Origin of the sequence: Crossiella sp. CA-258035 (assembly GCF_030064675.1) — a bacterium.
Lineage (GTDB): Bacteria > Actinomycetota > Actinomycetes > Mycobacteriales > Pseudonocardiaceae > Crossiella.
On sequence record NZ_CP116413.1, the window covers coordinates 46,011 to 67,075 of the forward strand.

Sequence of the window (21,065 nt, forward strand, 5' to 3'; positions counted from 1 at the left end):
AAGTCGACATATCTCCTGATTTCTTTCCTGCTGTGGGGAGGGTGGGCTGCCTTATCTGGAGAACGCGGGCGGTCCACGCCGGGTTCGGAGGCGGCTCAGCAGCAGGTCGAGCAGGAGGGGGGCCGGTCCGCCCAGGACGGCGAGCCGGGGCGTGACCGGGACCGGCCGCGAGACCGGGCGGCGGCGCGGGCGCAGGCCGAGCGCGGCGAACAGCGCGAACAGCGCGGACTCGGCGTTGACCAGCAGGAACGCCGTGCCGATGGCGGCAAGGGTGTGCGCGAGGACCATCAGCGCCGGGTCGATCAAGCCGCCCGCGAGGTGTCCGTGGTCGGCCAGGTCGAAGAGCAGGTGCTGCACGCACTGGGCCAGGCCGAGCACGAGCAGGATGCCGGTCAGCCCACGGCGGCGACCGGCCAGCGCGGTGCCCGCGGCGGCGATCAGCAGGGTGAGCAGCGCGGTCAGCACGCCGTCGTCCACCCGGCCACCGGCCAGGGCGTGCGCGGCTCCGCTGAGCGCGGAACTGCAGAGTGCGAGCACACTACCTCGGAGAACGCGGAGAGTTCCGCGTGCCGGGTCCAGGGTTGTGCGCACGGGGAGAGCGTACGGCGCAGCGCAATGTCACTAGTTCGCTACAGAACGCAGGCCAGGTTTACCGCGTTACTCCGAACGGGTAACGGTGAAAAGCAAGAATCGGTAGCCGTGCCCGTTCGTGAAGGAGGAGGCGCCCCCGGGCGCCGAACACCGTGACGACTGACGACCACCTCACCTCGGGTCCCGCTACTGGTGGTACCCCAGCTCACCCGGATCAACCCACCCAACTTCCCGGCGAACCACTCGCCGAACGCCCGGCCCGGCTGGACCCGGTGGTCTTCGGCGTCGCCGCGGTCATCGCGCTGGCCTTCATCGGCTGGGGCGTGGTCGACAGCGCCGGGCTCGGTGCTGCCGCCAAGGCGGCGCTGACCTGGTTGATCGCCAACGCGGGCTGGGCATTCGTGCTGGCCGCCTCCGGTTTCGTGGTGTTCGCGCTGTGGCTGGCGGCCAGCCGCTACGGCAAGATCCCGCTCGGCCAGGACGGCGAGGAACCGGAGTTCCGGACCTCCTCCTGGGTGGCCATGATGTTCTCCGCGGGCATGGGCATCGGCCTGATGTTCTACGGGGTCAGCGAGCCGCTGGCGCACTTCGTCAAACCGCCGCCGGGCACGGTCGCCGCGGGCAGCGAGGAGGCGCTGGAGACGGCGATGGCCACCACGCTGTTCCACTGGACCGTGCACCCGTGGGCGATCTACGCGGTGGTCGGCCTGGCCATCGCCTACGGCAGCTTCCGCCGCGGCCGCCGCCAGCTGATCAGCGCGGTGTTCGCGCCGCTGTTCGGCCGCCGCCGGGCCGAGGGGCCGCTGGGCAAGACCATCGACATCCTGGCCATCTTCGCCACCCTGTTCGGCTCGGCCACCTCGCTCGGCCTCGGCGCGCTGCAGATCGGCCGCGGGCTGCACGAGGTCGGCTGGCTGGACAAGGCCACCACCACCCTGCTGGTGGTGATCATCGTGGTGCTCACCATCGCGTTCATCGGCTCGGCCGTCTCCGGCGTGGCCAAGGGCATCCAGTGGCTGTCCAACATCAACATGGTGCTGGCTGGCGTGCTCGCGCTGTTCCTGTTCGTGGTCGGCCCGACCGTGCTGATCCTGAACCTGGTGCCCACCTCGATCGGCCACTACTTCTCCGACCTGGCCGAGATGTCCGCGCGCACCGCGGCGACCGGCGGCGACGCGATGAACACCTGGCTGACCGGGTGGACCATCTTCTACTGGGCCTGGTGGATCTCCTGGACGCCGTTCGTCGGCATGTTCGTGGCCAGGATCAGCCGGGGCCGCACCATCCGGCAGTTCATCTCCGGGGTGATCCTGGTGCCCAGCCTGGTGAGCCTGCTCTGGTTCGCCGTGCTCGGCGGCACCGCGCTCAGCCTGCAACGCAGCGGGGTCGACCTGGCCGGCGCGGCCGGTCAGGAAGCCCAGCTGTTCGGCATGCTCAAACAGTTCCCGCTGGCCGAGGTGGCCAGTGTGGTCGTGATGCTGCTGGTGGCGATCTTCTTCGTCTCCGGCGCGGACGCGGCCTCCATCGTGATGGGCACGCTGTCCCAGCGCGGCTCGATCGCGCCGAAGAAGGGCGTGGTCATCTTCTGGGGCGCGCTGACCGGCGCGGTGGCCGCGGTGATGCTCACCGTGGGCGGGGAGAACGCGCTCAGCGGCCTGCAACGGTTGACCATCATCGCGGCGGTGCCGTTCACCGCGGTGATGGTGCTGATGTGCGTCTCGCTGGCCAAGGACCTGCGGCAGGACCCGCTGATCCGGCGGGAGAACAAGGGCGCCGAGGTGGTCGAGGCCGCGGTGATCAGCGGCACCGAGCAGTACGGGCACGACTTCCAGCTGGAGGTCAGCCCGGGCAATGGCAACGGCCACGATGAAACCCAGGCGAGCGCCAAGCCGTGAACCTGTGGGAGTTCATCGGATCGCGCTGGCAGCAGCTGCTGCTGGACTCCTCGCTGCACGCGAGCGCGGTGGTGCAGTGCACGCTGATCGCCACCGCGCTCGGCGTGCTGCTCGGGGTGGCGGTGTACCGCAGCTCGCTGGGCTCGGCCATCGCCACCGCGCTGACCAGCGCGATCCTCACCATCCCGTCCTTCGCGCTGCTGGGCCTGCTGATCCCGGTGCTCGGTCTCGGGGTGGCGCCGACGGTGACCGCGCTGGTGCTGTACGCGCTGCTGCCGATCGTGCGCAACACCATCGTCGGCCTCTCCGGCGTGGACCCGGCGGTGGTGGACGCGGCGCGCGGCATCGGGATGGCCAGGTGGCGGGTGCTCACTTCGGTGGAGCTGCGGCTGGCCTGGCCAACCATCCTGACCGGCATGCGGGTCAGCGCCCAGCTGCTGATGGGCATCGCCGCGATCGCCGCCTATGCCAAGGGTCCCGGCCTGGGCAACCTCATCTTCAGCGGGCTGTCCAGGGTGGGCAGCGCGAACGCGGTCAACTCGGCGCTGGCCGGCACGCTCGGCGTAATCGTGCTGGCGCTGCTGCTGGACGGCGTGTTCCTGATCATCGGCAGGATGACCACTTCCAGGGGGATCCGTGTCTGAGCACAGCCAGGTCAGCGGTGTGCAGATCGAGCTGACCGAGGTGACCAAGCGCTACCCCGGGCAGCAGGCGGCCGCGGTGGAGTCGGTCTCGATGACCATCCCGGCCGGGGAGACGGTGGTCTTCGTCGGGCCCTCCGGCTGCGGCAAGACCACCACCATGAAGATGATCAACCGGCTGATCGAGCCGACCAGCGGGCGGATCACCATCGGCGGCCAGGACGCGCTCGGGCTGGACCCGGACGAGCTGCGGCGGGGGATCGGCTACGCCATCCAGCAGGCGGGGCTGTTCCCGCACCTGACCGTGGCGCAGAACGTGGGCATGGTGCCCGGCCTGCTGAAGTGGGACAGGAAGCGGGTCGCGGACCGGGTTGAGGAGATGCTGGACCTGGTCGGGCTGGACCCCGGTGAGTTCGCCGGGCGCTACCCGCGCCAGCTCTCCGGCGGGCAGCAGCAGCGGGTCGGGGTGGCCAGGGCGCTGGCCGCGGACCCGCCGGTGCTGCTGATGGACGAGCCCTTCGGCGCGGTGGACCCGATCACCAGGGGCAACCTGCAGGACGAGCTGCTGCGACTACAGGCCGAGCTGGGCAAGACGATCGTGTTCGTCACGCACGACTTCGACGAGGCGGTCAAGCTCGGCGACCGGATCGCGGTGCTCGGCGACCGGTCCCGGATCCTGCAGTACGACACCCCGGAGGCGATCCTGGCCAACCCGGCCGACGACACGGTGGCCGGTTTTGTCGGCGCGGGGGCCTCGCTCAAGCAGCTGACCCTGCGCCGGGTGCGCGAGGTCGAACTGTCCGAGGTGCCCACGGCCGGCGTCGGCGACTCCGTGGCCGACCTGGCCGAACGGCTCGGGCGGCGGCGCGGGGCGGTCGGCCTGGTGCTGGACACCCGGCGGCGGCCGCTGCGCTGGGTGACCCCGCCGGACCTGTCCACCGGGGTCAGCCTGGACCGGGCCGGGCGGGCGGTGGAGGACACGGTGGCGATGGCCTCCACCCTGCACGACGCGCTGGAGGCGGTGCTCACCGACGACGACGGGCTGGCCGTGGTCACCGGCGGGCGCGGCGAGTACGTCGGCGTGGTCACCATGGACACGCTGATGGCCGCGGTGCGGGCCATGCGCGAAGAGCTGGAGACGGCGTGAGCGCCTCGCGGGCGGACCGCCTGCGGCTGTTCGCCGAGCCGGTCGTGGTGCTGCTGATCGTGGGCGCGGTGCTGGTCTGGGCGTTCACCGGCGAGCTCGACTCGATCGAGCAGCGCAACATCACCTTCGCCAACATCCTCAGCTTGACCTGGGAGCACCTCCAGCTGACCGTGGCCATCTCGGCCATCGTGCTGGCCGCGGGGGTGCCGCTGGGCGTGCTGGTCAGCCGCCGCTGGGCGCGGCCGATCGCGCCGGTGGTGCTCGGTCTGGCCACCATCGGCCAGGCTGCCCCCGCGGTCGGCGTGCTGGTGCTGTTCTTCCTGCTCACCGGCCAGACCGGGTTCTGGATCGCGGTGCTGCCGATGGCGATCTACGCCCTGCTGCCGGTGCTGCGCAACACCCTGGTCGGCCTCCAGCAGGTGGACCGGACCCTGGTCGAGGCCGGCCGGGGCATCGGCATGTCCTCCTTCACGGTGCTGCGCCGGATCGAGTTCCCGCTGGCCATCCCGCACGTGCTGGCCGGTATGCGGACCGCGCTGGTGCTCGCGGTGGGCGTGGCCACGCTGGCCACCTTCGTCAACGGCGGCGGCCTCGGCTCGATGATCGACACCGGCTACAAGCTGCGCCGCACCTCGATCCTGGTGGTCGGCGCGGTGCTCTCCGCCGCGCTGGCGCTGCTGGTGGACTGGCTGGGCGGCATCGCCGAACGCAAGCTCGGCCCGAAGGGACTCCGGTGAACAAGCGTCCACTGTGGACAGTCGCGTTGTTACTGACTGGTAGCTTGCTGGCGGGGTGTGGGCTTTCCGCCGGTGGTTCGACGCCGCTTCACGTGAAACCAGGATCGATTCAGCCAGTGCCGGAGCTGGTCGATGTCGAGCTGACCGTGGGCTCGAAGGACTTCAGCGAGCAGCTGGTGCTGGCCTACCTGGCCGAGTTCGCGCTGAGCGCGGCCGGGGCCAAGGTGCGGGACCTGTCCAACATCGCCGGGTCCAACAGCGGCCGGGACGCGCTGCTCACCGGACAGATCGACCTGATGTGGGAGTACACCGGCACCGGGTGGATCAGCTACCTCGGGCACGAGGACCCGATCCCGGACGACGCCGGGCAGTTCGAGGCGGTGCGCAAGGAGGACCTGGCGCGCAACCGGGTGGTGTGGAGCCTGATGGCGCCGCTGAACAACACCTACGCGTTCGCGATGAACCGGAAGAACGCCGAGCGCCTCGGCGTGCGCACCATGTCCGACATGGCCAGGGTGACCAGGGAGCGGCCGGAGGAGGGCACGTTCTGCGTCGAGAACGAGTTCGCCAGCCGCAACGACGGCATGCCGGGGGTGCAGAGGACCTACGGGTTCGAGCCGGCGCCGGGCAAGGCCAAGCTGCTCGCCAACGGGCCGATCTACCAGGCCACGGCCAACGGCGACACCTGCAACTTCGGCGAGATCTTCACCACCGACGGCCGGGTGCTGGCGCTGGACCTGGTGCTGCTCACCGACGACCGCAACTTCTTCCCGCGCTACAACGCCTCGATGACCATGCGCGAGGAGACCGCCTCGACGCATCCGCAGATCACCGAGGTGCTCCGGCCGGTGGCGGCGAAGCTGACCAACGAGGTCATGCTCAAGCTCAACGCCGAGGTCGACGTGGAAGGCAAGGACCCGGCCGAGGTGGCGCGGAACTGGCTGGTCCGCGAGGGATTTGTGCGGATGCCCTGAGCAGGGCGGGGGAGCTGACTTCAGGGTCGACTCGGGGGTTTGCCCCATGGCCGCTGTCGGTGCCGCCAGCCAGGATGGGTCGTGACGATCTTTCCGGGAGGGGATGTCATGCGCGGCTTGGACTCGGTTCGGTACGTGTTGCTCGGTCACACCGTGGTGGCCTGGCTGACCGCTGGTGTGCTGTGGGCGCGCAGCGCCTTCGAGTTCCCGTTCGCCATGGCCACCATCATGACCGGCGCGATCGGGCTGGTGCTGGCCCTGCTGCTGCCCGCCTACTCCCAGCAGTTGCGCACCAGCGCGCTCTGGTTCACCGGGATCCTGATCCCGCTGAACCTGGCGCTGGCCGCGCTGTCCGCGTCCTCGATCGCCGGGGCGGTGCTGGCCGCGGTCGCCTTCGCGCTGCTGCTGCGCCCGCTCCCGCTGCCCTTTCGCGGCTACCCGCGATCAGACGCCCAGATGATGCAGCAGGTGTGACTCGATCCGGTCCAGCTCGGTGGCGACCGAGCGGTGCGCCGTCTTGCGCCGTGGCGCAGGCATCCGCTCCGCGGCCCGCACCACCGCGGCCAGCTCGACCAGCCTGGCCTCACTGTCCTTGGCGAAGGCCGTGACCTCCTCGCTGGCGTTGACCCGCAGCTCGGCCACCGCGTTGGCGATGCCGGCGATCCGCGCGTGCAGCGCGCCGCCGCGACCGCTGTAGGTGGCCAGGTGCTCGACCGGCACGCCCAGCTTGCGGGCGCGCATCCGGTCGTAGCCGTCCCTGGCCGCCGAGGCGGCCTTGATCGCGAACGGGGCGAGCAGGGGAACCACCACCTTGCCGATGCCGACCAGGTGCTTGGCACGGGCGGGGGTGAGTTTGGGCAGTCCTCGCCGGATGCGGGCCATGCCCTCAGAGTAGGCCGTGTCCCGTGGATCTCGCACGCCATCGTCGGGCCCAGGTCGTCCCTGGCGGTGCTGCCGGAACAGCCGAGTACGCCCGGTACGAGGCTGCCCCGGCAGCACCGCCAGGAACAACCTGGACTCCGACGCTCGCGCACGAGATCCACGGGACACGGCCTAGGCCGCTCGGGGGTTTTCTGGCGCTTCTGGCGCGCAAGAAGCCGAGATCAACCGGGTTGCCGACACGGAGCGCGGTCCGGCCACCTACCCTGCATGAGTGACGTCTGCGGTGCTACTTGATGCCGGGGTGGTGACCCGGTGCCGGCGCCGCGTGCACCTCGAACACGATCCGACCATGGTCGACGCGGCCAAGGCGCCGCCGGACCCGGCTGCCGAGCAGCGGATGAGCGACGCGGCGGCGCACCGGCGCGTGGTGGCGGACCGGCTGTCCCGGCAGCTGGGCGCGGAGTGGACCGAGGTGCCCGCTGGCGAGGCGGCTGCCGACCGGGAACGGATCACCACCGCGGTGCTCGGCGCGGGTGCGCGGTTCGTCTGGGGCGGGTTGCTGCCCTCGGACCGCACCGGCGGGCGCCGCGGCGGCATCGACCTGCTGGTGCGCGACTCCAGCGGCGGGTACCTGCCGGTGCTGGTGGTCCGGCACAAGATCACCGACCCTGGCACCGGCGCGCGCACCACCCCGTTCGGCCAGCTCTACCCGGGCAGCGCCAGGGTGGACCCGATCCGCAAGGTGCGGCCGCAGCCGCGGGACCAGCTGCGCCTGGCGCACGCCTACCGGCTGTTGCAGGCCGCGGGCCTGACCGTGCCCGGCCGGGCGATGGGCGGGGTGATCGGGCTGGACGCCGACGTGGTGCTCTGGCACGACCTGGAGGCGCCGACCTGGCCGAACGGCCGGACCGCGCTCAAGGAGTACGACGCCCGCTTCGCCGACCGGCTCGCGGTGGCCGCGGCCGCGCTCAACCAGCGCGACCCGCTGGCCAGGCCGTCCCGGATCCTGGAGTGCCGCAGCTGCCCGTGGTGGCCGACCTGCGAGGCCACCCTGATCGAGCGGCGGGACGTCAGCCTGGTGGTGCGCGGCGAGGACGCGGTGTCCCTGCGCGCCATCGGAGTGTCCACTGTGGACCAGCTGGCCGCCCAGCCGGTCACCGTCGACCCGCCGGCGCCGATGGTGGGCATGCCCTTCGGCGACGCGGTGCTGCTGGCCAAGGCCTGGCTGCGCGGGGCCTCGCTGGTGCGCCGCGAGGAACGGGTGCACGTGCCGCGCGCGGACGTGGAGCTGGACGTGGACATGGAGAGCTTCGGCGACGCCGGGGCCTACATGTGGGGCGTGCACCTCTCCGGCGCGGACATCGGCGTGCCCCAGGGCTACCGGGCCTTCGTCACCTGGGACCCGCTGCCCTGCCAGGACGAGGCCCGCTCCTTCGGCGAGTTCTGGTCCTACCTCACGCACGTGCGGCTGCGGGCCAGCGCGCGCGGGCTGAGCTTCCGCGCCTACTGCTACAACGAGCTGGCGGAGAACCGGTGGATGCTCGGCTCGGCCGAGCGCTTCGCCGGCAAGCCGGACATCCCGACCATCCAGACCGTGCAGGACTTCATCGGCTCGCCGCAGTGGGTGGACCTGTTCGGCATCGTGCGCGACCAGTTCCTCTGCGCCAAGGGCAAGGGGCTGAAGATGATCGCCCCCGCGGCCGGGTTCGCCTGGCGGGACCCGGAGGCCGGTGGCGAGAACTCGATGCGCTGGTACCGGGACGCGGTCGGCATGGACGGCGGCGAACCTCAGCCGGACCAGCGGGAACGGCTGCTGGAGTACAACGAGGACGACGTGCGGGCGACCTGGACGCTGCGCCGCTGGATGGACTCCGAGGCGGTCTACGAGCTGCCCTACGCCGGGGAGCTGTGACGGTGCGGCCGCGCGGCCGCACCGTTCGCCAGACCTAGCGGGGCGCCATCCGCAGCGCGCCGTCCATCCGGATGACCTCGCCGTTGAGGTAGTCGTGCTCGACGATCATGACCGCGAGCTGCGCGTACTCGGCGGGCGTGCCGAGGCGCTTGGGGAAGGGCACCCCGGCGGAGAGGGTCGCGCGGAACTCCTCGGTGACCCCGGCCAGCATCGGGGTGTCGATGATGCCGGGCGCGATGGTCATCACCCGGATGCCGAAGGTGGCCAGGTCCCTGGCCGAGGACAGGGTCAGGCCGACCACGCCGCCCTTGGACGCGGCGTAGGCGACCTGGCCGATCTGGCCGTCGAAGGCGGCCACCGAAGCGGTGTTGATCACCACACCGCGCTGGCCGTCCACCGCCTCGGTCTTGGCCATCGCGGCCGCGGCCAGGCGCAGCACGTTGAAGCTGCCGATCAGGTTGATCTCCACGACCTTGCGGAACAGGTCGTAGTCGTGCGGCTCGCCCTGCTTGTTCACGATCCGGCCGGCCCAGCCGACCCCGGCGCAGTTGACCACGGTGCGCAGCGGCGCGGCCGCGGCTGCCTGCTCGACGGCGGCCTTGACCTGCTCGGCGTCGGTGACGTCGGCGGCCACGTAGGTGATGCCGTCGACCTGCTCGGCCTTCTCGATGGCCTGCGGCAGGTCCAGGGCGAAGACGCGGGCGCCCTTGGCGACCAGGGCACGGCTGGTGGCCCCACCCAGGCCGGACGCGCCACCGGTGACGATGGCAGCGGTGTCGGTGATCTGCATGCCGGAGAGGTTAGCCGCCGTTAACGTCGGCCCGGTGGACAGATGGCGTCGATCTCAGTGAGGTCCGCCGCAGTGGGTGCCCACTCCGCGGCCGAGGCGTTCTGGGTGACCTGCTCCGCGCTGGTCGCGCCCGCGATCACCGAGGCCACCGCGGGCTGCGCGGCCAGCCAGCCGATGGCCAGCTCCACCATGCTCAGGTCCCGTTCCTCGGCGAAGCGGCGCAGCCGGTCGATCCGGTCCCACGGCGCGTCCGCGAGCAGCCGTTCCCTTCCGGCCAGGCGACTGCCCTCCGGCGGCTTGGTGTCCCGGTCGTACTTGCCCGTGAGCAGGCCGTTGGCCAGCGGGAAGTAGGGCAGCAGGCCGAGGCCGAAGCGCAGGCAGGCCGGGATGATCTCGCGCTCGGACTCGCGTTCCAGCAGCGAGTAGTGGTTCTCCGCGGACACCGGCGCGGTCAGGTTCGCGGTGCTCGCGCGCCAGCTCGCGTCCGCGATCTGCCAGCCGGCCAGGTTGCAGTGCCCGACGTAGCGGATCTTGCCCTCGTGCACCAGGTCGTCCAGCACGGACAGCGTCTCCTCCAGCGGAGTCAGCGGGTCCGGCCGGTGCAGCTGGTAGACGTCGATCCAGTCGGTGCCCAGCCGCCGCAGCGAGGACTCCACCGCGCGCCGGACGTAGCGGCGGGAACCGCGGGCGCCGAAGTCGGGGCCGTTGGTGCCCTGCATGTCCATGCCGAACTTGGTCGCGATCACCGCGTGCTCGCGCCGCCCGGACAGGGCCTGGCCGAGCAGCTCCTCGCTGCGCCCGCGCGGGGCGCCGTAGACGTCGGCGACGTCGAAGAAGGTGATGCCGGCCTCCAGCGCGGCATCGACAACCGACCTGGCGCCGGCCAGCGTCTCGGTCGCGGTCCCCGGCCGCCCGAGGTTGTTGCAGCCGAGCCCGACCGCGCTGACCACCAGCCCAGAATCACCCAACCGTCGTTGGTCCACGAGCGTGCACCCTACGTGTCGAGTGACATTCCAGTCACTCCCCGTTCACAGTCGTGACCGGAGCCACCGAACGGTTGGCTGGCCATCCCCGTCCTGCGGTGTCAGGATGCGCCCGAACGGGGCAGTTCGCCCGAGGACCAGAACCAACCCAACGCGGGGGTGGAGTGTGTTCGCACGGCGAATCGTCGTCGTCGGATCCGGATACGTGGGCCTGACCACCGGCGCCTGTCTCGCCTCACTGGGGCACAAGGTCATCTGCGCCGATGTGGACGCGGCCAAGGTGGCCCGGCTCAAGGCCGGTGAGGTGACCATCCTGGAGCCGGGGCTGGCCGAGCTGGTGCAGTCCGGGCTGGCCGCGGGGCGGCTGGAGTTCGTGCTCGGCGCGCGGCACGCGGTGGAGGGCGCCGAGGTGGTGTTCCTGTGCGTGCCGACGCCGATGGGCGAGGGCGGCGCGGCGGACCTGGCCGCGGTGGAGTCGGTGATCGCCGAGGTGCGCGAGCTGCTGCCCAGCGGGTGTGTGGTGGTCAACAAGTCGACCGTGCCGGTGGGCACCGCGGCCAGGGTGCACGAGCTGCTGGACCGGCCCGACGTGGCTGTGGTCAGCAACCCGGAGTTCCTGCGCGAGGGCACCGCGGTGCACGACTTCCTCAACCCGGACCGGATCGTGGTCGGCTCCAGCGCCCAGGACGCGGCCGAGCGGGTGGCCGCGCTCTACGCCAAGCTCGGCGCGCCCACCGTGTTCACCGACGCGCCCAGCGCGGAGATGGTCAAGTACGCGGCCAACTGCTTCCTGGCCATGAAGCTGTCCTACGTCAACGCGATGGCCGAGCTGTGCGAGCGGCTGGGCGCGGACGTCGGCGACGTCACCGAGGGCATGGGCTACGACCGCCGGATCGGTCAGTCCTTCCTGCAGCCCGGCCCCGGCTGGGGCGGCTCCTGCCTGCCCAAGGACACGCACGCGCTGGTGCAGGTGGCCGAGGCGGTGGACTTCGACTTCATGCTGCTGCGCGCCTCCATCGACACCAACACCCGGCAGCGGGACCGGATGGTGGACAAGATCCGGGCCGCGGTCGGCGGCGAGCTGGCCGGGGTGCGGCTGGCCGTGCTGGGCCTGGCGTTCAAGGCAGGCACGAACGACCTGCGGGACTCGCCCGCGCTGGCGGTGGCGGAGAAGCTGCGTGCCGAGGGCGCCGAGCTGGTCGCCTTCGACCCGGGCATCCCGGGCGCGGTGCCCGGCGTGACCGACGCGGTGCGCGTGGTCAGCGACCCGTACCAGGCGGCGGACGGCGCGGTGGGCCTGGTGCTGCTCACCGAGTGGCCGGAGTTCCGCACCCTGGACTGGCCGAGGCTGGCCGGTCTGCTGGCCGGGAAAGCCGTGGTGGACACCAGGAACCTGCTCGACGCCGACGTGCTGCGGCGGGCTGGGCTGGCCTGGCACGGGGTGGGGCGTAGCCCGGTGGCGTGACACGGGTCACGCCCGTGTGCAGCCTCCCGGCGCGCAGGTTAGCCTTACCTATGCTCGCAGAGGAGAAGGAGCGACCCGCCCTGTTGGCGGAGGTCTCCCAGGTGCGTCGCCCCAGCCCAGGGCTGGCTCGGGTGACGCTCGCCGCGCCGGAACTGGACCGCTTCGGCTACGAGGGTCCCGATCACCTGGTGCGCACCTTCTTCCCCGCCTCCGGCCAGGACGCCCCGGTGCTGCCCAGCAGCCCGGACTGGTGGACCGAGGTGCAGAGCATGCCCGAGGAGGTCCGGCCGGTGGTGCGCAACTACACCGTGCGCCGCTACGACCCGGAACGCCGCGAGCTGGACATCGACTTCGTGCTGCACGGCGAGACCGGACCGGCCGCGCGCTGGGCGAACCGGGCCGAGCCCGGCCAGCGGATCGGCCTGCGCAGCGAGCGCGCCGGGTACCGGCCGACGCCGGGCGCGGACTGGCAGCTGATCATCGGCGACGAGACCGCGCTGCCCGCGATCGGCTCCATCGTGGAGTCCATGCCGGCCGGCACCAAGGCCAAGGTCTTCGTGGAGATCGCCAACGACGCCGAGGAGCAGCGCTTCGACACCGCGGCCGACCTGGAGCTGACCTGGCTGCACCGGGCCGGTCAGCACGCCGGGACCAGCGACATCGTGGCCCGCACGCTGCGCGCGGCCGAGCTGCCCGGCGGCGAGGTCTACGCCTGGGTGGCCGGTGAGTCCGGCATGGTCACCGCGGTCCGGCGGCACCTGGTGCGCGATCGCGGCGTGCCCAAGGAGTCGATCTACTTCTGCGGCTACTGGAAGCACTCGGCCCCGACTTACTAGGTTCAACAGCGTGTTCACCACGCGGCCGGAGCTCCTCGGCACCCACGGCATGGTCGCTTCCACGCACTGGCTGGCCTCGGCCGCCGGGATGGCGGTGCTGGAGGACGGCGGCAACGCCTTCGACGCGGCGGTGGCCGCCGGGTTCACCCTCCAGGTGGTGGAACCGCACCTGAACGGGCCCGGCGGCGAGGTCCCGGCGATCTTCGCCGCGGCCGGGCAGGCGCCGGAGGTGTTGTGCGGGCAGGGGGTCGCGCCCGCTGGGGCGACGCTGGCGCACTACCGTGACCTCGGGCTGGAGCTGGTGCCCGGCACCGGGTTGCTGGCCGCGACCATCCCCGGCGCGTGGGACGGCTGGCTGCTGTTGCTGCGGGACCACGGCACCCGGACGTTGCGGCAGGTGCTGGACTACGCGATCGGCTACGCGCGCAACGGATTCCCGGTGGTGGAGCGGATCACCGCGACCATCGAGGTGGTCGAGCAGCTCTTCCGCGAGCACTGGCCCACCTCGGCCACGCAGTGGCTGCCCGCCGCTCAGCCCGGCACCCGGCTGCGGAACCCGGCGCTGGCGGACACCCTGGAGCGGCTGCTCGCCGAGGCGGAGGCGGCCGGATCGGACCGCGAGGCGCAGATCGAGGCGGCGCGCCGGGCCTGGTACCAGGGCTTCGTCGCTGAGGAGATCGATCGCTTCGCCCGGCAGGAGTTCCGCGACGACTCGGGCCGCAGCCACGCCGGTGTGCTCACCGCGGCGGACATGGCAGGGTGGTCGGCGAGCTACGACACCCCGGTCAGCGTGGACCTGGCCGACGGCTGGACGCTGCACAAACTCGGGCGGTGGAGCCAGGGACCGGTGCTGGCGCAACAGCTCCGGTTGCTCGACGGGCTTGATCTGTCCTATGTGGACGGTGTGGCGAGCGCGGACACCGTGCACCTGGCCACCGAGGCGGCCAAGCTGGCCTTCGCCGACCGGGAGGCTTGGTACGGCGACAGCCCGGAGGTGCCGCTGGATCGCTTGCTCGCTGTGGCGTACGCGCGGCAGCGGCGGGCACTCATCACCGAGACAGCTTCGCTGGAGCTGCGGCCGGGGCTGGACGGCAGGCTGCCCGCCTTCGTCGCGGAAGGACGCGGGGTCGGGAACACCGCAGGGGAGATGGACACCGCGATGGGGGTGGGGGAGCCCACGGTCTCCCGCACCGGGGTGACCAGGGGCGACACCGTGCACGTGGACGTGGTGGACCGGTGGGGCAACCTGGTCTCGGCCACGCCCTCCGGCGGCTGGCTCCAGTCCTCGCCGCACATCCCGGCGCTGGGCTTCAACCTGGGCACCAGGGCGCAGATGTTCTGGCTGGAGGAGGGGCACCCCAACGTGCTGGCCCCCGGCAAGCGGCCGCGCATCACGCTCTCGCCCTCGCTGGCCAGCCGTGGTGGCGAGGCGGTGCTGGCCTTCGGCACGCCCGGCGGGGACCAGCAGGACCAGTGGCAGCTGTGCTTCTGGCTGGCGCACACCCGCGCCGGGCTGAACCTGCAGGCGGCCATCGACGCCCCGGCCTGGCACTCCACCGCGTTCCCGTCCTCGTTCTACCCGCGCAGCTGGCAGCCGGGCGAGCTGGTCGCGGAGTCCCGGCTGGGCGCGGAGACCTTCGCCGAGCTGGCCCGGCGCGGGCACTCGGTGCTCGACGCCGGGCCGTGGGCGCTGGGCCGGTTGTCCGCGGTGTCACGGGATCCAGACACCGGCCTGCTGCGCGGGGCCGCCAACGCCCGCGGTGCCCAGGGTTACGCGGTCGGTCGCTAGCGCGGCCCCGACCAGGACCAGGCGCAGCGTGCGCTCGGTGGCGTCGGTGAGCAGTTCGGCGGCGTGGTCGATGGCCTCGGCCAGCGGCACCGGGGCGGCCAGGATGCCCGCGTAGGCGTCGATGCCCACGTCGTAGTTGCGCCGGGCGCCCTTGCCGATGGTGCCGGCCAGCGCGATCACCGGCTTGCCGAACCGCTTGGCCCGCCTGGCCACCTCGGACGGGATCTTGCCGCGCGGGGTCTGGAAGTCGATCGCGCCCTCGGCGGTGATCACCAGGTCGGCCGCGGCCAGTCGCCGGTCCAGGTCCAGGTGGTCCAGCAGCACCTCGAAGCGCGGCCGCAGTTCCGCGCCGAGCACCGCGGCCAGTCCGGCGCCGAGCCCGCCGGAGGCGCCGCTGCCGGGCGCGGTGGCCAGGTCGAGGCCGAACTTCTCGTGCAGCACCACCGCCCAGCGGTCCATCGCGGCGGCCAGGCGCTCGACGTCCAGCGGCCGCGCGCCCTTCTGCGGGCCGAACACGCGGGCCACGCCCTGCTCGCCGCAGAGCACGTTGTGCTGGTTGCAGGCCAGGGTGATGGCGGCATCGGCCAGTCGCGGGTCGAGGCCGGTGACGTCGATGTCCTTGAGCGCGAGCAGGGCGTCGCCGCCGCGGCCGAGCTCCGCGCCGTCGCCGTCGAGCAGCCGCGCGCCCAGGGCTTGCAGCGCGCCGGCGCCACCGTCGCAGGTGCCGGAGTCGCCGCAGCCGATCAGGATGCGCGTGCACCCGGCGTCCAGCGCGGCCTTGATCAGCTCGCCCACGCCGTAGGTGGTGGTGGCACCGGGCTGGCGCAGGTCCGGCGGCACCAGGCGGAGGCCGGCCGCGGCGGCCATCTCCACCACCGCGGTCTCGCCGATCACCGCCAGGTGTGCGCGCACCGGCTTGCCGACCGGGCCGGTCACGGTCAGCGGGACCAGCTCACCGCCACCGGCGGCGGCCAGCGTGCGGGCCGAGCCCTCGCCGCCGTCGACCAGCGGCACCGGGTCGACGACCGCGCCCGGCACCACGCGGCGGATCCCGGCGGTGATGGCCTCGGCGACGGCTTCGGCGTCCAGACTCTCCTTGAACCCACTCGGAGCGACGACAAAACGCATGACTACCTCCAGTTCAGGCCGAGCAACGGCCACACCGAGAGCGCGAAGAACAGGACCAGAACCGCGGTCAGCGGGCCGAGCACCACGGAGAGCCGCAGCAGGTCCGCGCGGTCGTAGGTGGGGGCGCCGTCCAGGTGCGCGAACATCGCCACCGGCTTGGCCGAGGAGGACAGGGTGTGGCAGAAGCCGGCCGCCGCGGTGGAGGCGAAGGCCACCGCGACCGGGTTGAGGCCGAGTGCGATCGCGGCCGGGATGACCAGCGGCACCAGCACCGAGGACCGGGCCGAGCGGGACTGGATCACCAGGTGCGCGGCAGTGCTGACCAGCACGACCACTACCAGGAATATGACTGGGTTGTGCACCGGTCCGAGCAGCGCGGTGGCCAGCCAGGCGGCCGCGCCGGAGGAGATCAGCGCCGCGCCCAGTGCGGCGGTGGCGGCCATGAACACCAGCAGCGACCAGGGCACCCCGGAGAGGGCCTTGTTCAGCTGGACCGTGCCGAAGCGCGGCGAGCTGATCAGCAGCGCGCCGATCAGCGCGACCACCGCGGGCGAGATGCCGTGCAGCGGTTCGGTGGCCCAGGCCAGCGAGACCCCGGCCAGCAGGACCGCGGCCTTGCGCTCCGGCCCGGTCAGGCCCTTGGGCGGCCGGATCTCGGCCAGGTCGAGGCGGAGGCCGCCCCGCCGGTCGGCGCGCCGGGTGAACAGGAACAGCACCACCTCGGCGGCCAGGTGCGAGCTGACCACGGCCAGCGGCAGCCCGAGCAGCAGCCACTGCCCGAAGCCGATGCCGCTGCCGGTGGCCGCGGTCAGCAGCTGGGTGGTGACCAGGTGCGCGCCCGCGCCCATCAGGGTGGCCACCGCGGACAGCAGGATCACGGTGGGGAACAGGATGGCCAGCGCCCGCACCAGCCTCGGCCGCTCGCGCAGCGTGCCGGCCAGCGCGAGGAACACCGGCACCGCCAGCGCGGCCCGGCCGGAGGTGGCCGGGATGGCGAAGGCGCTCAGCAGCAGCGCCGCGGTGACCAGGTGCGCCAGTCCGCGCACCGACCGGGCCCTGCCGATCAGCGCCACCGCCACCCTGGTCGGCAGCCCGCTCGCGCCGATCCCGGCGGCCAGCACGAACGCGGCGATGAGCAGCCAGATCGTCTCGCCGCCCAGGGTGGCGAACAACTGCTCGCCGCTGAGCACGCCGAGCAGCACCAGCACCAGCGCGGCGGCCAGCGCGACGTAGGTGTCATCGATCCTGGTCAGCGTCCAGGCGGCGACCGCGGCGGTGAACACCAGCAGGGTGCTCTGGCCCGGCAGCGACAGCCCGGTCCCGCCGAAGTGCAGCGCCGCGGCCAGCCCGGCCAGCGCGAGCGCCACCAGCAGCACCGGCCACCAGCGGCGACGCCGCCGCCGGGGCAGCGGCTCGGTGGGCGCTTCCGCCAGCGGCGGGGCGAGTTCGAGGGTCGCGGACATGTGCACCAGCCTGTGCCGCGGAACTGAGCCGTTCGTGAGTCGTTCATGAAACGACTTTCATCTGGCTGCCGTACCGTCTGTGCGTGCCTCGCCTGTGGGACCTGCTGATCGCCGCGCTGGTGCTGGTGGTCATCGCGGTGTACTCGCTGCTCGACGAGTCCGGCAACCGGGGCCTTGACCTGGGCGGCATCGCGCTGCTGCTGGCCGGGACGCTCGCGCTGGTGTTCCGCCGCCGCTTCCCGCTGACCGTGCTCGCGGCGACCCTGGCCACCATCTTCCCGTACTACTGGTTCGGCTACCCGGACGGCCCGGCGATCCTGCTGCCCACGGTGGCGCTGTTCACCGTGGCCGCCGAGGCCGGGCTGCCGCGCGCGCTGCTCGGCGGGGTGGCCGCGCTGGCGGTGTTCGCGGTGGGCGAGGTGGACCGGCCCCTGGCCACCTGGGGCTGGGTCGGGCTGGCCGCGGGATCCTGGCTGGTCGCGGTGATCTCGCTGGGCCTGCTGCTGCGGGCCAACCGGGAGCGCCGCGCCGAACGCGGCCTGCGCGTGGCCGAGGAGCAGCGGCTGGCCATCGCCCGCGAGGTGCACGACGTGGTCGCGCACAGCCTGGCGGTGATCAACGTGCAGGCCGGCGTGGGCGCGCACGTGGCGCAGCGGCGGCCGGAGGAGGCGCACAAGGCGTTGCTGGCGATCAAGGAGGCCAGCCGGTCCGCGCTGACCGACCTGCGGGCCACCCTGGCGGTGGTGCGCGGCGAACCGGACCGGGCCCCGCCGCCCAGCCTGTCCCGGCTGCCCGAACTGCTCGACTCGGCGACAGCCGCCGGGCTGTCGGTGCAGGTCAGCGGGGAGATCGGCGAGCTGCCCTCCGCCGTGGACGCGGCCGCCTTCCGGATCACCCAGGAAGCCCTGACCAACATCGTCCGGCACGCGGAGGCCAGCTCGGTGACCATCCACTTCGAGCACTCGGACCGCGCCTTCGAGCTGTCCGTGCGGGACGACGGCCCGCATCCGGTGCAGGCGCCGCCCGGCAACGGGCTGCGCGGGATGCGGGAGCGGGCCGCCGCGCTGGGCGGGCAGCTCACCGCCGGACCGGCCGAGGGCGGCTGGCTGGTGCGGGCGGTGCTGCCCAGGTGATCAGGGTGGTGCTGGCCGATGACCAGCGGCTGGTCCGGGCCGGGTTCCGGGTGCTGCTGGAGACCGAGGAGGACTTCACCGTCTGCGGGGAAGCGGCGGACGGGGCGGCCGCGGTCGAGCTGGCCCGGCGCGAACTGCCGGACGTGGTGGTGATGGACATCCGGATGCCCGGCCTGGACGGGCTGGCGGCGACCAGGGAGATCACCGCCGACCCGGCGCTGAGCGCGGTCCGGGTGCTGGTGCTGACCACCTTCGACGCCGACGAGTACGTCTTCGAGGCCCTGCGCGCCGGGGCCAGCGGCTTCCTGCTCAAGGACACCGAGCCCGCCGACTTGCTGCAGGCGCTGCGGGTGGTGGCGGCCGGGGACGCGCTGCTCGCGCCGAGCGTCACCCGCCGCCTGATCGCCGAGTTCGCGCACCGCCCGGCCCAGCGCCGCCCGGACCCGAAGGTGCTGGCGACGCTGACCGGCCGGGAACGTGAGGTGCTGACCCTGGTCGCGGGCGGGCTGTCCAACGAGGAGCTGGCCACCGCGCTGGTGATCAGCCCGGCCACCGCGCGCACCCACGTCAGCCGGATCATGACCAAGCTGCGGGCCAGGGACCGCGCGCAGCTGGTGATGGTCGCCTACGAGTCAGGCCTGGTGACCCCGGGGCGCTGACCAGCGGCCCCAGGCCACCCCCGCCACCACCAGCAGCGTCGCCCCCGGGAACAGCGCGGCGGCTGGCCCACCGGCGGAGACCCCCAGGATCACCGCGCCGATGAGCAGCGCGACCAGGCCCAACGCGGCCCACCTGGTCAGCACCGGGACCAGGATGCCGATCGCCCCGGCCAGCTCGCACAGCCCGACGAAGACCACCATGCCCTCGCCGAGCCCCATCGCCGCGAAGCCCGCGACCACCATCGGCTCGCCGGTGAGCTTGGGGTAGGCGCCGAAGAGGAACAACGCGGCGATCAGGCCCTGCGCGATCCACAGGCCGATGTTCAGGTTTCGGTTCATGCCACCTGGTCGGAGCCGGTCACGTCTTCTCGACGTGCCCGAGCCCGCCATCGGCGGCAAGTACCGTGCCGGTGCTGAAGGTCGCCTCGAAGGCCAGGAACAGCACCGCCGCCGCGATCTCCTCGGGCCGGGCGTGCCTGCCCATCGGGGTCAGCGCGTTGCCCGCCTCCAGGTTGGCCGCCTGGTCGGCTTCGGTCATGGTGGCGAAACCCATGGTCGGGGTGAGGGTGAACCCGGGGCTGACCGTGTTCACCCTGATCCCGCGCGGCAGCAGCTCGGCGGCCAGCGCCTGGGCCAGCGCCCGCACCGCGGCCTTGGCCATGGTGGCCACCGTGACGTCCGGCCAGCCCATGCCGTCCAGCACCGCGCTGGTGAACACCATCGAACCGCCGTCGGCGACCAGTGGCGTGAGCCGCTGCGCGGTGAAGAACGCGCCCTTGGCGTTGACGTCCAGCATCCGGTCGTAGACCTGCTCGGTGACCGAGCCGATCGGGCCGGTCTCGGCATAACCGTGGTTGACGAACACCAGGTCGACCGTGCCGAAGGTGTCCGCGACCAGGTCGCCGAGGGCGGCGATGTCGGCCAGGCTGGCCGCGTCCGAGCGGACCACGTGCGCCGGACGACCGGCCAGCTCGGTCCGGGCCGCCTCGATGGTGCGCTCGTTGCGGCCGGTCAGCACCACCTCCGCGCCGCCGTCGAGCAGCGCCTCGACCACGGCCCGGCCGATGCCGTGGGTGCCGCCGGTGACCACGGCCTTCTTGCCCTCGTACTTCACTTGAGCAGCTCCACGATCGAGTTCACGCTGACCCTGGCGTCGGTGGTGGCCAGCTTGCGGGCGATCAGCGCCTGGTACGGGGCCAGCAGCTCGGCGGAGATGCCCTGCTGCCAGCTGGCGGTGAGGATGTTGTCCAGCCCGTCCTTGTTGACCTGGAGGCTGGACTCCTCGCTGAGGTAGTCACCCCGGTCGATCTCCTCGGCCATCATGGGCAGCGCGGCGGTCATCGCGGTCACCCACGGGATGAGCAGCTCGGTGATCTCCACGGCGGGCACGCCTTCAGTGCCGGTCAGCGTCATCGCGTGGTAGGCCCCGGCGAACATCCCGTACATGCCGCTGAGCAGCGCCAGGTCGTACAGCGAGGCCAGGCCGGGGTCGGCGGCGAGGAACTTGGCCGGGCCGAGCACGGCCAGCAGCTCCTGGTGCGCCTGGAAGGTCTCCGGCACGCCGCTGTAGAAGATCAGCGCGCTGGGCTGGGCGATCATCTCCGGGATCGCCATGATCCCGCCGTCGAGGTAGCTCGCGCCGCGCTTGGTGAACGCCACGGCGGCCTCGCGGGCCTGGTTCGGGGTGCCGTTGGTGAGGTTGACGAGCACCTTGCCGTCCAGGTCCGCGCCGTCCAGGGTGGCCAGCACGGTGTCGTAGACGGACAGGCAGATCACGGTGACCTCGGCGGCGGCGACCGCCTCGGCCGCGGTGGCGGCCACGGTCGCGCCCTTGGCGGCCAGCGGCTGCGCCTTGGCCGGGGTGCGGTTCCACACCGTGGTGGGGTGGCCCGCGCCGAGGAAGGCCGCGGCCAGCGCGCTGCCCATGTTGCCGAGGCCGAGCACCGCGACGCTGGTGGGGTTGGTCATTGTGGTCCCTTTCGGTTGCGTTGGCACCACCGTGCCCAGGCCTCCTCTCGGTCTTCTCTCGGTCGCCTCGCG

At 72.4% G+C, this 21,065-nt stretch carries 21 protein-coding genes; 12 read left to right on the forward strand and 9 right to left on the reverse strand.

The window, feature by feature from the left end; translation table 11 throughout:
• Nucleotides 1-51 precede the first annotated feature (51 nt).
• Nucleotides 52-537: a hypothetical protein gene (locus N8J89_RS00240; protein ID WP_283662375.1), complete on the reverse strand. Its 486-nt coding sequence runs from the start codon at nucleotides 535-537 to the stop codon at nucleotides 52-54.
• 206 nt (nucleotides 538-743) lie between these two features.
• Here N8J89_RS00240 and N8J89_RS00245 point away from each other — a divergent pair, with 206 nt between their 5' ends.
• The 6 genes from N8J89_RS00245 (at nucleotide 744) to N8J89_RS00270 (ending at nucleotide 6,459) form a co-directional block, all read left to right on the forward strand.
• Nucleotides 744-2,486, forward strand: coding sequence for a BCCT family transporter (locus N8J89_RS00245; RefSeq protein WP_502868400.1), 1,743 nt, complete (start codon nucleotides 744-746; stop codon nucleotides 2,484-2,486).
• Nucleotides 2,483-3,130: an ABC transporter permease gene (locus N8J89_RS00250; RefSeq protein ID WP_283662376.1), complete on the forward strand. Its 648-nt coding sequence runs from the start codon at nucleotides 2,483-2,485 to the stop codon at nucleotides 3,128-3,130. The genes N8J89_RS00245 and N8J89_RS00250 overlap by 4 nt, the downstream gene beginning before the upstream one ends.
• The gene (locus N8J89_RS00255) at nucleotides 3,123-4,274 is read left to right on the forward strand and encodes an ABC transporter ATP-binding protein (protein ID WP_283662377.1); all 1,152 of its coding nucleotides are present in this window, start codon (nucleotides 3,123-3,125) and stop codon (nucleotides 4,272-4,274) included. Before N8J89_RS00250 ends, N8J89_RS00255 begins: the two co-directional genes overlap by 8 nt.
• Nucleotides 4,271-5,011 carry an ABC transporter permease gene (locus tag N8J89_RS00260; RefSeq protein ID WP_252485500.1) on the forward strand — a complete coding sequence of 247 codons (741 nt, stop codon included), beginning with the start codon at nucleotides 4,271-4,273 and terminating at the stop codon, nucleotides 5,009-5,011. The genes N8J89_RS00255 and N8J89_RS00260 overlap by 4 nt, the downstream gene beginning before the upstream one ends.
• Complete coding sequence (locus N8J89_RS00265; protein ID WP_283662378.1) at nucleotides 5,008-5,985, forward strand: glycine betaine ABC transporter substrate-binding protein; 978 nt, start codon at nucleotides 5,008-5,010, stop codon at nucleotides 5,983-5,985. The genes N8J89_RS00260 and N8J89_RS00265 overlap by 4 nt, the downstream gene beginning before the upstream one ends.
• A 108-nt stretch (nucleotides 5,986-6,093) precedes the next feature.
• The gene (locus tag N8J89_RS00270) at nucleotides 6,094-6,459 is read left to right on the forward strand and encodes a hypothetical protein (protein ID WP_283662379.1); all 366 of its coding nucleotides are present in this window, start codon (nucleotides 6,094-6,096) and stop codon (nucleotides 6,457-6,459) included.
• Here the strand turns inward: N8J89_RS00270 and N8J89_RS00275 are convergent.
• Nucleotides 6,430-6,867, reverse strand: a complete 438-nt coding sequence (locus N8J89_RS00275) for a DUF6474 family protein (protein ID WP_283662380.1) — start codon at nucleotides 6,865-6,867, stop codon at nucleotides 6,430-6,432. The genes N8J89_RS00270 and N8J89_RS00275 overlap by 30 nt on opposite strands.
• Before the next feature lie 271 nt (nucleotides 6,868-7,138).
• On the opposite strand from N8J89_RS00275, the gene N8J89_RS00280 reads away from it, so the two are divergent.
• Nucleotides 7,139-8,779 (forward strand): TM0106 family RecB-like putative nuclease, encoded by a 1,641-nt coding sequence (locus tag N8J89_RS00280; protein WP_283662381.1) that lies wholly within the window; start codon nucleotides 7,139-7,141, stop codon nucleotides 8,777-8,779.
• A gap of 34 nt (nucleotides 8,780-8,813) precedes the next feature.
• Here the strand turns inward: N8J89_RS00280 and N8J89_RS00285 are convergent, their stop codons facing one another.
• Both N8J89_RS00285 and N8J89_RS00290 read right to left on the reverse strand, forming a co-directional pair.
• Entirely contained in the window at nucleotides 8,814-9,569 is a 756-nt protein-coding gene (locus N8J89_RS00285; protein ID WP_283662382.1) for an SDR family NAD(P)-dependent oxidoreductase, read from the reverse strand.
• Between the two features lie 20 nt (nucleotides 9,570-9,589).
• A complete protein-coding gene (locus N8J89_RS00290) occupies nucleotides 9,590-10,552 on the reverse strand; it encodes an aldo/keto reductase (protein ID WP_283662383.1) in 963 nt (320 codons plus the stop codon).
• A gap of 166 nt (nucleotides 10,553-10,718) precedes the next feature.
• On the opposite strand from N8J89_RS00290, the gene N8J89_RS00295 reads away from it, so the two are divergent.
• Genes N8J89_RS00295 through N8J89_RS00305 form a run of 3 tightly spaced genes read left to right on the forward strand, consistent with a single transcriptional unit; the run spans nucleotide 10,719 to nucleotide 14,642 of the window.
• Nucleotides 10,719-12,017, forward strand: coding sequence for a UDP-glucose dehydrogenase family protein (locus N8J89_RS00295; protein WP_283662384.1), 1,299 nt, complete (start codon nucleotides 10,719-10,721; stop codon nucleotides 12,015-12,017).
• Between the two features lie 50 nt (nucleotides 12,018-12,067).
• Nucleotides 12,068-12,853, forward strand: coding sequence for a siderophore-interacting protein (locus N8J89_RS00300; RefSeq protein WP_283662385.1), 786 nt, complete (start codon nucleotides 12,068-12,070; stop codon nucleotides 12,851-12,853).
• Nucleotides 12,854-12,863: 10 nt separating this feature from the next.
• Nucleotides 12,864-14,642, forward strand: a complete 1,779-nt coding sequence (locus tag N8J89_RS00305) for a gamma-glutamyltransferase family protein (RefSeq protein ID WP_283662386.1) — start codon at nucleotides 12,864-12,866, stop codon at nucleotides 14,640-14,642.
• Here N8J89_RS00305 and N8J89_RS00310 read toward each other — a convergent pair.
• Both N8J89_RS00310 and N8J89_RS00315 read right to left on the reverse strand, forming a co-directional pair.
• Entirely contained in the window at nucleotides 14,565-15,770 is a 1,206-nt protein-coding gene (locus tag N8J89_RS00310; protein ID WP_283662387.1) for a glycerate kinase family protein, read from the reverse strand. The genes N8J89_RS00305 and N8J89_RS00310 overlap by 78 nt on opposite strands.
• Nucleotides 15,771-15,772: 2 nt before the next feature.
• On the reverse strand, nucleotides 15,773-17,233 hold the full coding sequence (locus N8J89_RS00315) for an SLC13 family permease (RefSeq protein ID WP_283662388.1): 1,461 nt from the start codon (nucleotides 17,231-17,233) through the stop codon (nucleotides 15,773-15,775).
• An 83-nt stretch (nucleotides 17,234-17,316) separates the two neighbouring features.
• On the opposite strand from N8J89_RS00315, the gene N8J89_RS00320 reads away from it, so the two are divergent.
• Nucleotides 17,317-18,366 carry a sensor histidine kinase gene (locus N8J89_RS00320; protein WP_283662389.1) on the forward strand — a complete coding sequence of 350 codons (1,050 nt, stop codon included), beginning with the start codon at nucleotides 17,317-17,319 and terminating at the stop codon, nucleotides 18,364-18,366.
• Entirely contained in the window at nucleotides 18,363-19,025 is a 663-nt protein-coding gene (locus N8J89_RS00325; protein WP_283662390.1) for a response regulator, read from the forward strand. Before N8J89_RS00320 ends, N8J89_RS00325 begins: the two co-directional genes overlap by 4 nt.
• Here N8J89_RS00325 and N8J89_RS00330 read toward each other — a convergent pair.
• Genes N8J89_RS00330 through N8J89_RS00340 form a run of 3 tightly spaced genes read right to left on the reverse strand, consistent with a single transcriptional unit; the run spans nucleotide 18,999 to nucleotide 20,993 of the window.
• On the reverse strand, nucleotides 18,999-19,364 hold the full coding sequence (locus N8J89_RS00330) for a DoxX family protein (RefSeq protein ID WP_283662391.1): 366 nt from the start codon (nucleotides 19,362-19,364) through the stop codon (nucleotides 18,999-19,001). The genes N8J89_RS00325 and N8J89_RS00330 overlap by 27 nt on opposite strands.
• Nucleotides 19,365-19,383: 19 nt before the next feature.
• Complete coding sequence (locus N8J89_RS00335; protein ID WP_283662392.1) at nucleotides 19,384-20,139, reverse strand: SDR family oxidoreductase; 756 nt, start codon at nucleotides 20,137-20,139, stop codon at nucleotides 19,384-19,386.
• Nucleotides 20,136-20,993, reverse strand: coding sequence for an NAD(P)-dependent oxidoreductase (locus N8J89_RS00340; RefSeq protein ID WP_283662393.1), 858 nt, complete (start codon nucleotides 20,991-20,993; stop codon nucleotides 20,136-20,138). The genes N8J89_RS00335 and N8J89_RS00340 overlap by 4 nt, the downstream gene beginning before the upstream one ends.
• Nucleotides 20,994-21,065: the final 72 nt, after the last annotated feature.

What these genes read in the sequence shown, in the direction of transcription:
- N8J89_RS00330 (WP_283662391.1), bottom strand. Translation starts at nt 19,364, where the DNA reads ATGAACCGAAACCTGAACATCGGCCTGTGGATCGCGCAGGGCCTGATC.
- N8J89_RS00275 (WP_283662380.1), bottom strand. Translation starts at nt 6,867, where the DNA reads ATGGCCCGCATCCGGCGAGGACTGCCCAAACTCACCCCCGCCCGTGCC.
- N8J89_RS00300 (WP_283662385.1), top strand. Translation starts at nt 12,068, where the DNA reads ATGCTCGCAGAGGAGAAGGAGCGACCCGCCCTGTTGGCGGAGGTCTCC.
- N8J89_RS00310 (WP_283662387.1), bottom strand. Translation starts at nt 15,770, where the DNA reads ATGCGTTTTGTCGTCGCTCCGAGTGGGTTCAAGGAGAGTCTGGACGCC.
- N8J89_RS00270 (WP_283662379.1), top strand. Translation starts at nt 6,094, where the DNA reads ATGCGCGGCTTGGACTCGGTTCGGTACGTGTTGCTCGGTCACACCGTG.
- N8J89_RS00315 (WP_283662388.1), bottom strand. Translation starts at nt 17,233, where the DNA reads ATGTCCGCGACCCTCGAACTCGCCCCGCCGCTGGCGGAAGCGCCCACC.
- N8J89_RS00340 (WP_283662393.1), bottom strand. Translation starts at nt 20,993, where the DNA reads ATGACCAACCCCACCAGCGTCGCGGTGCTCGGCCTCGGCAACATGGGC.
- N8J89_RS00285 (WP_283662382.1), bottom strand. Translation starts at nt 9,569, where the DNA reads ATGCAGATCACCGACACCGCTGCCATCGTCACCGGTGGCGCGTCCGGC.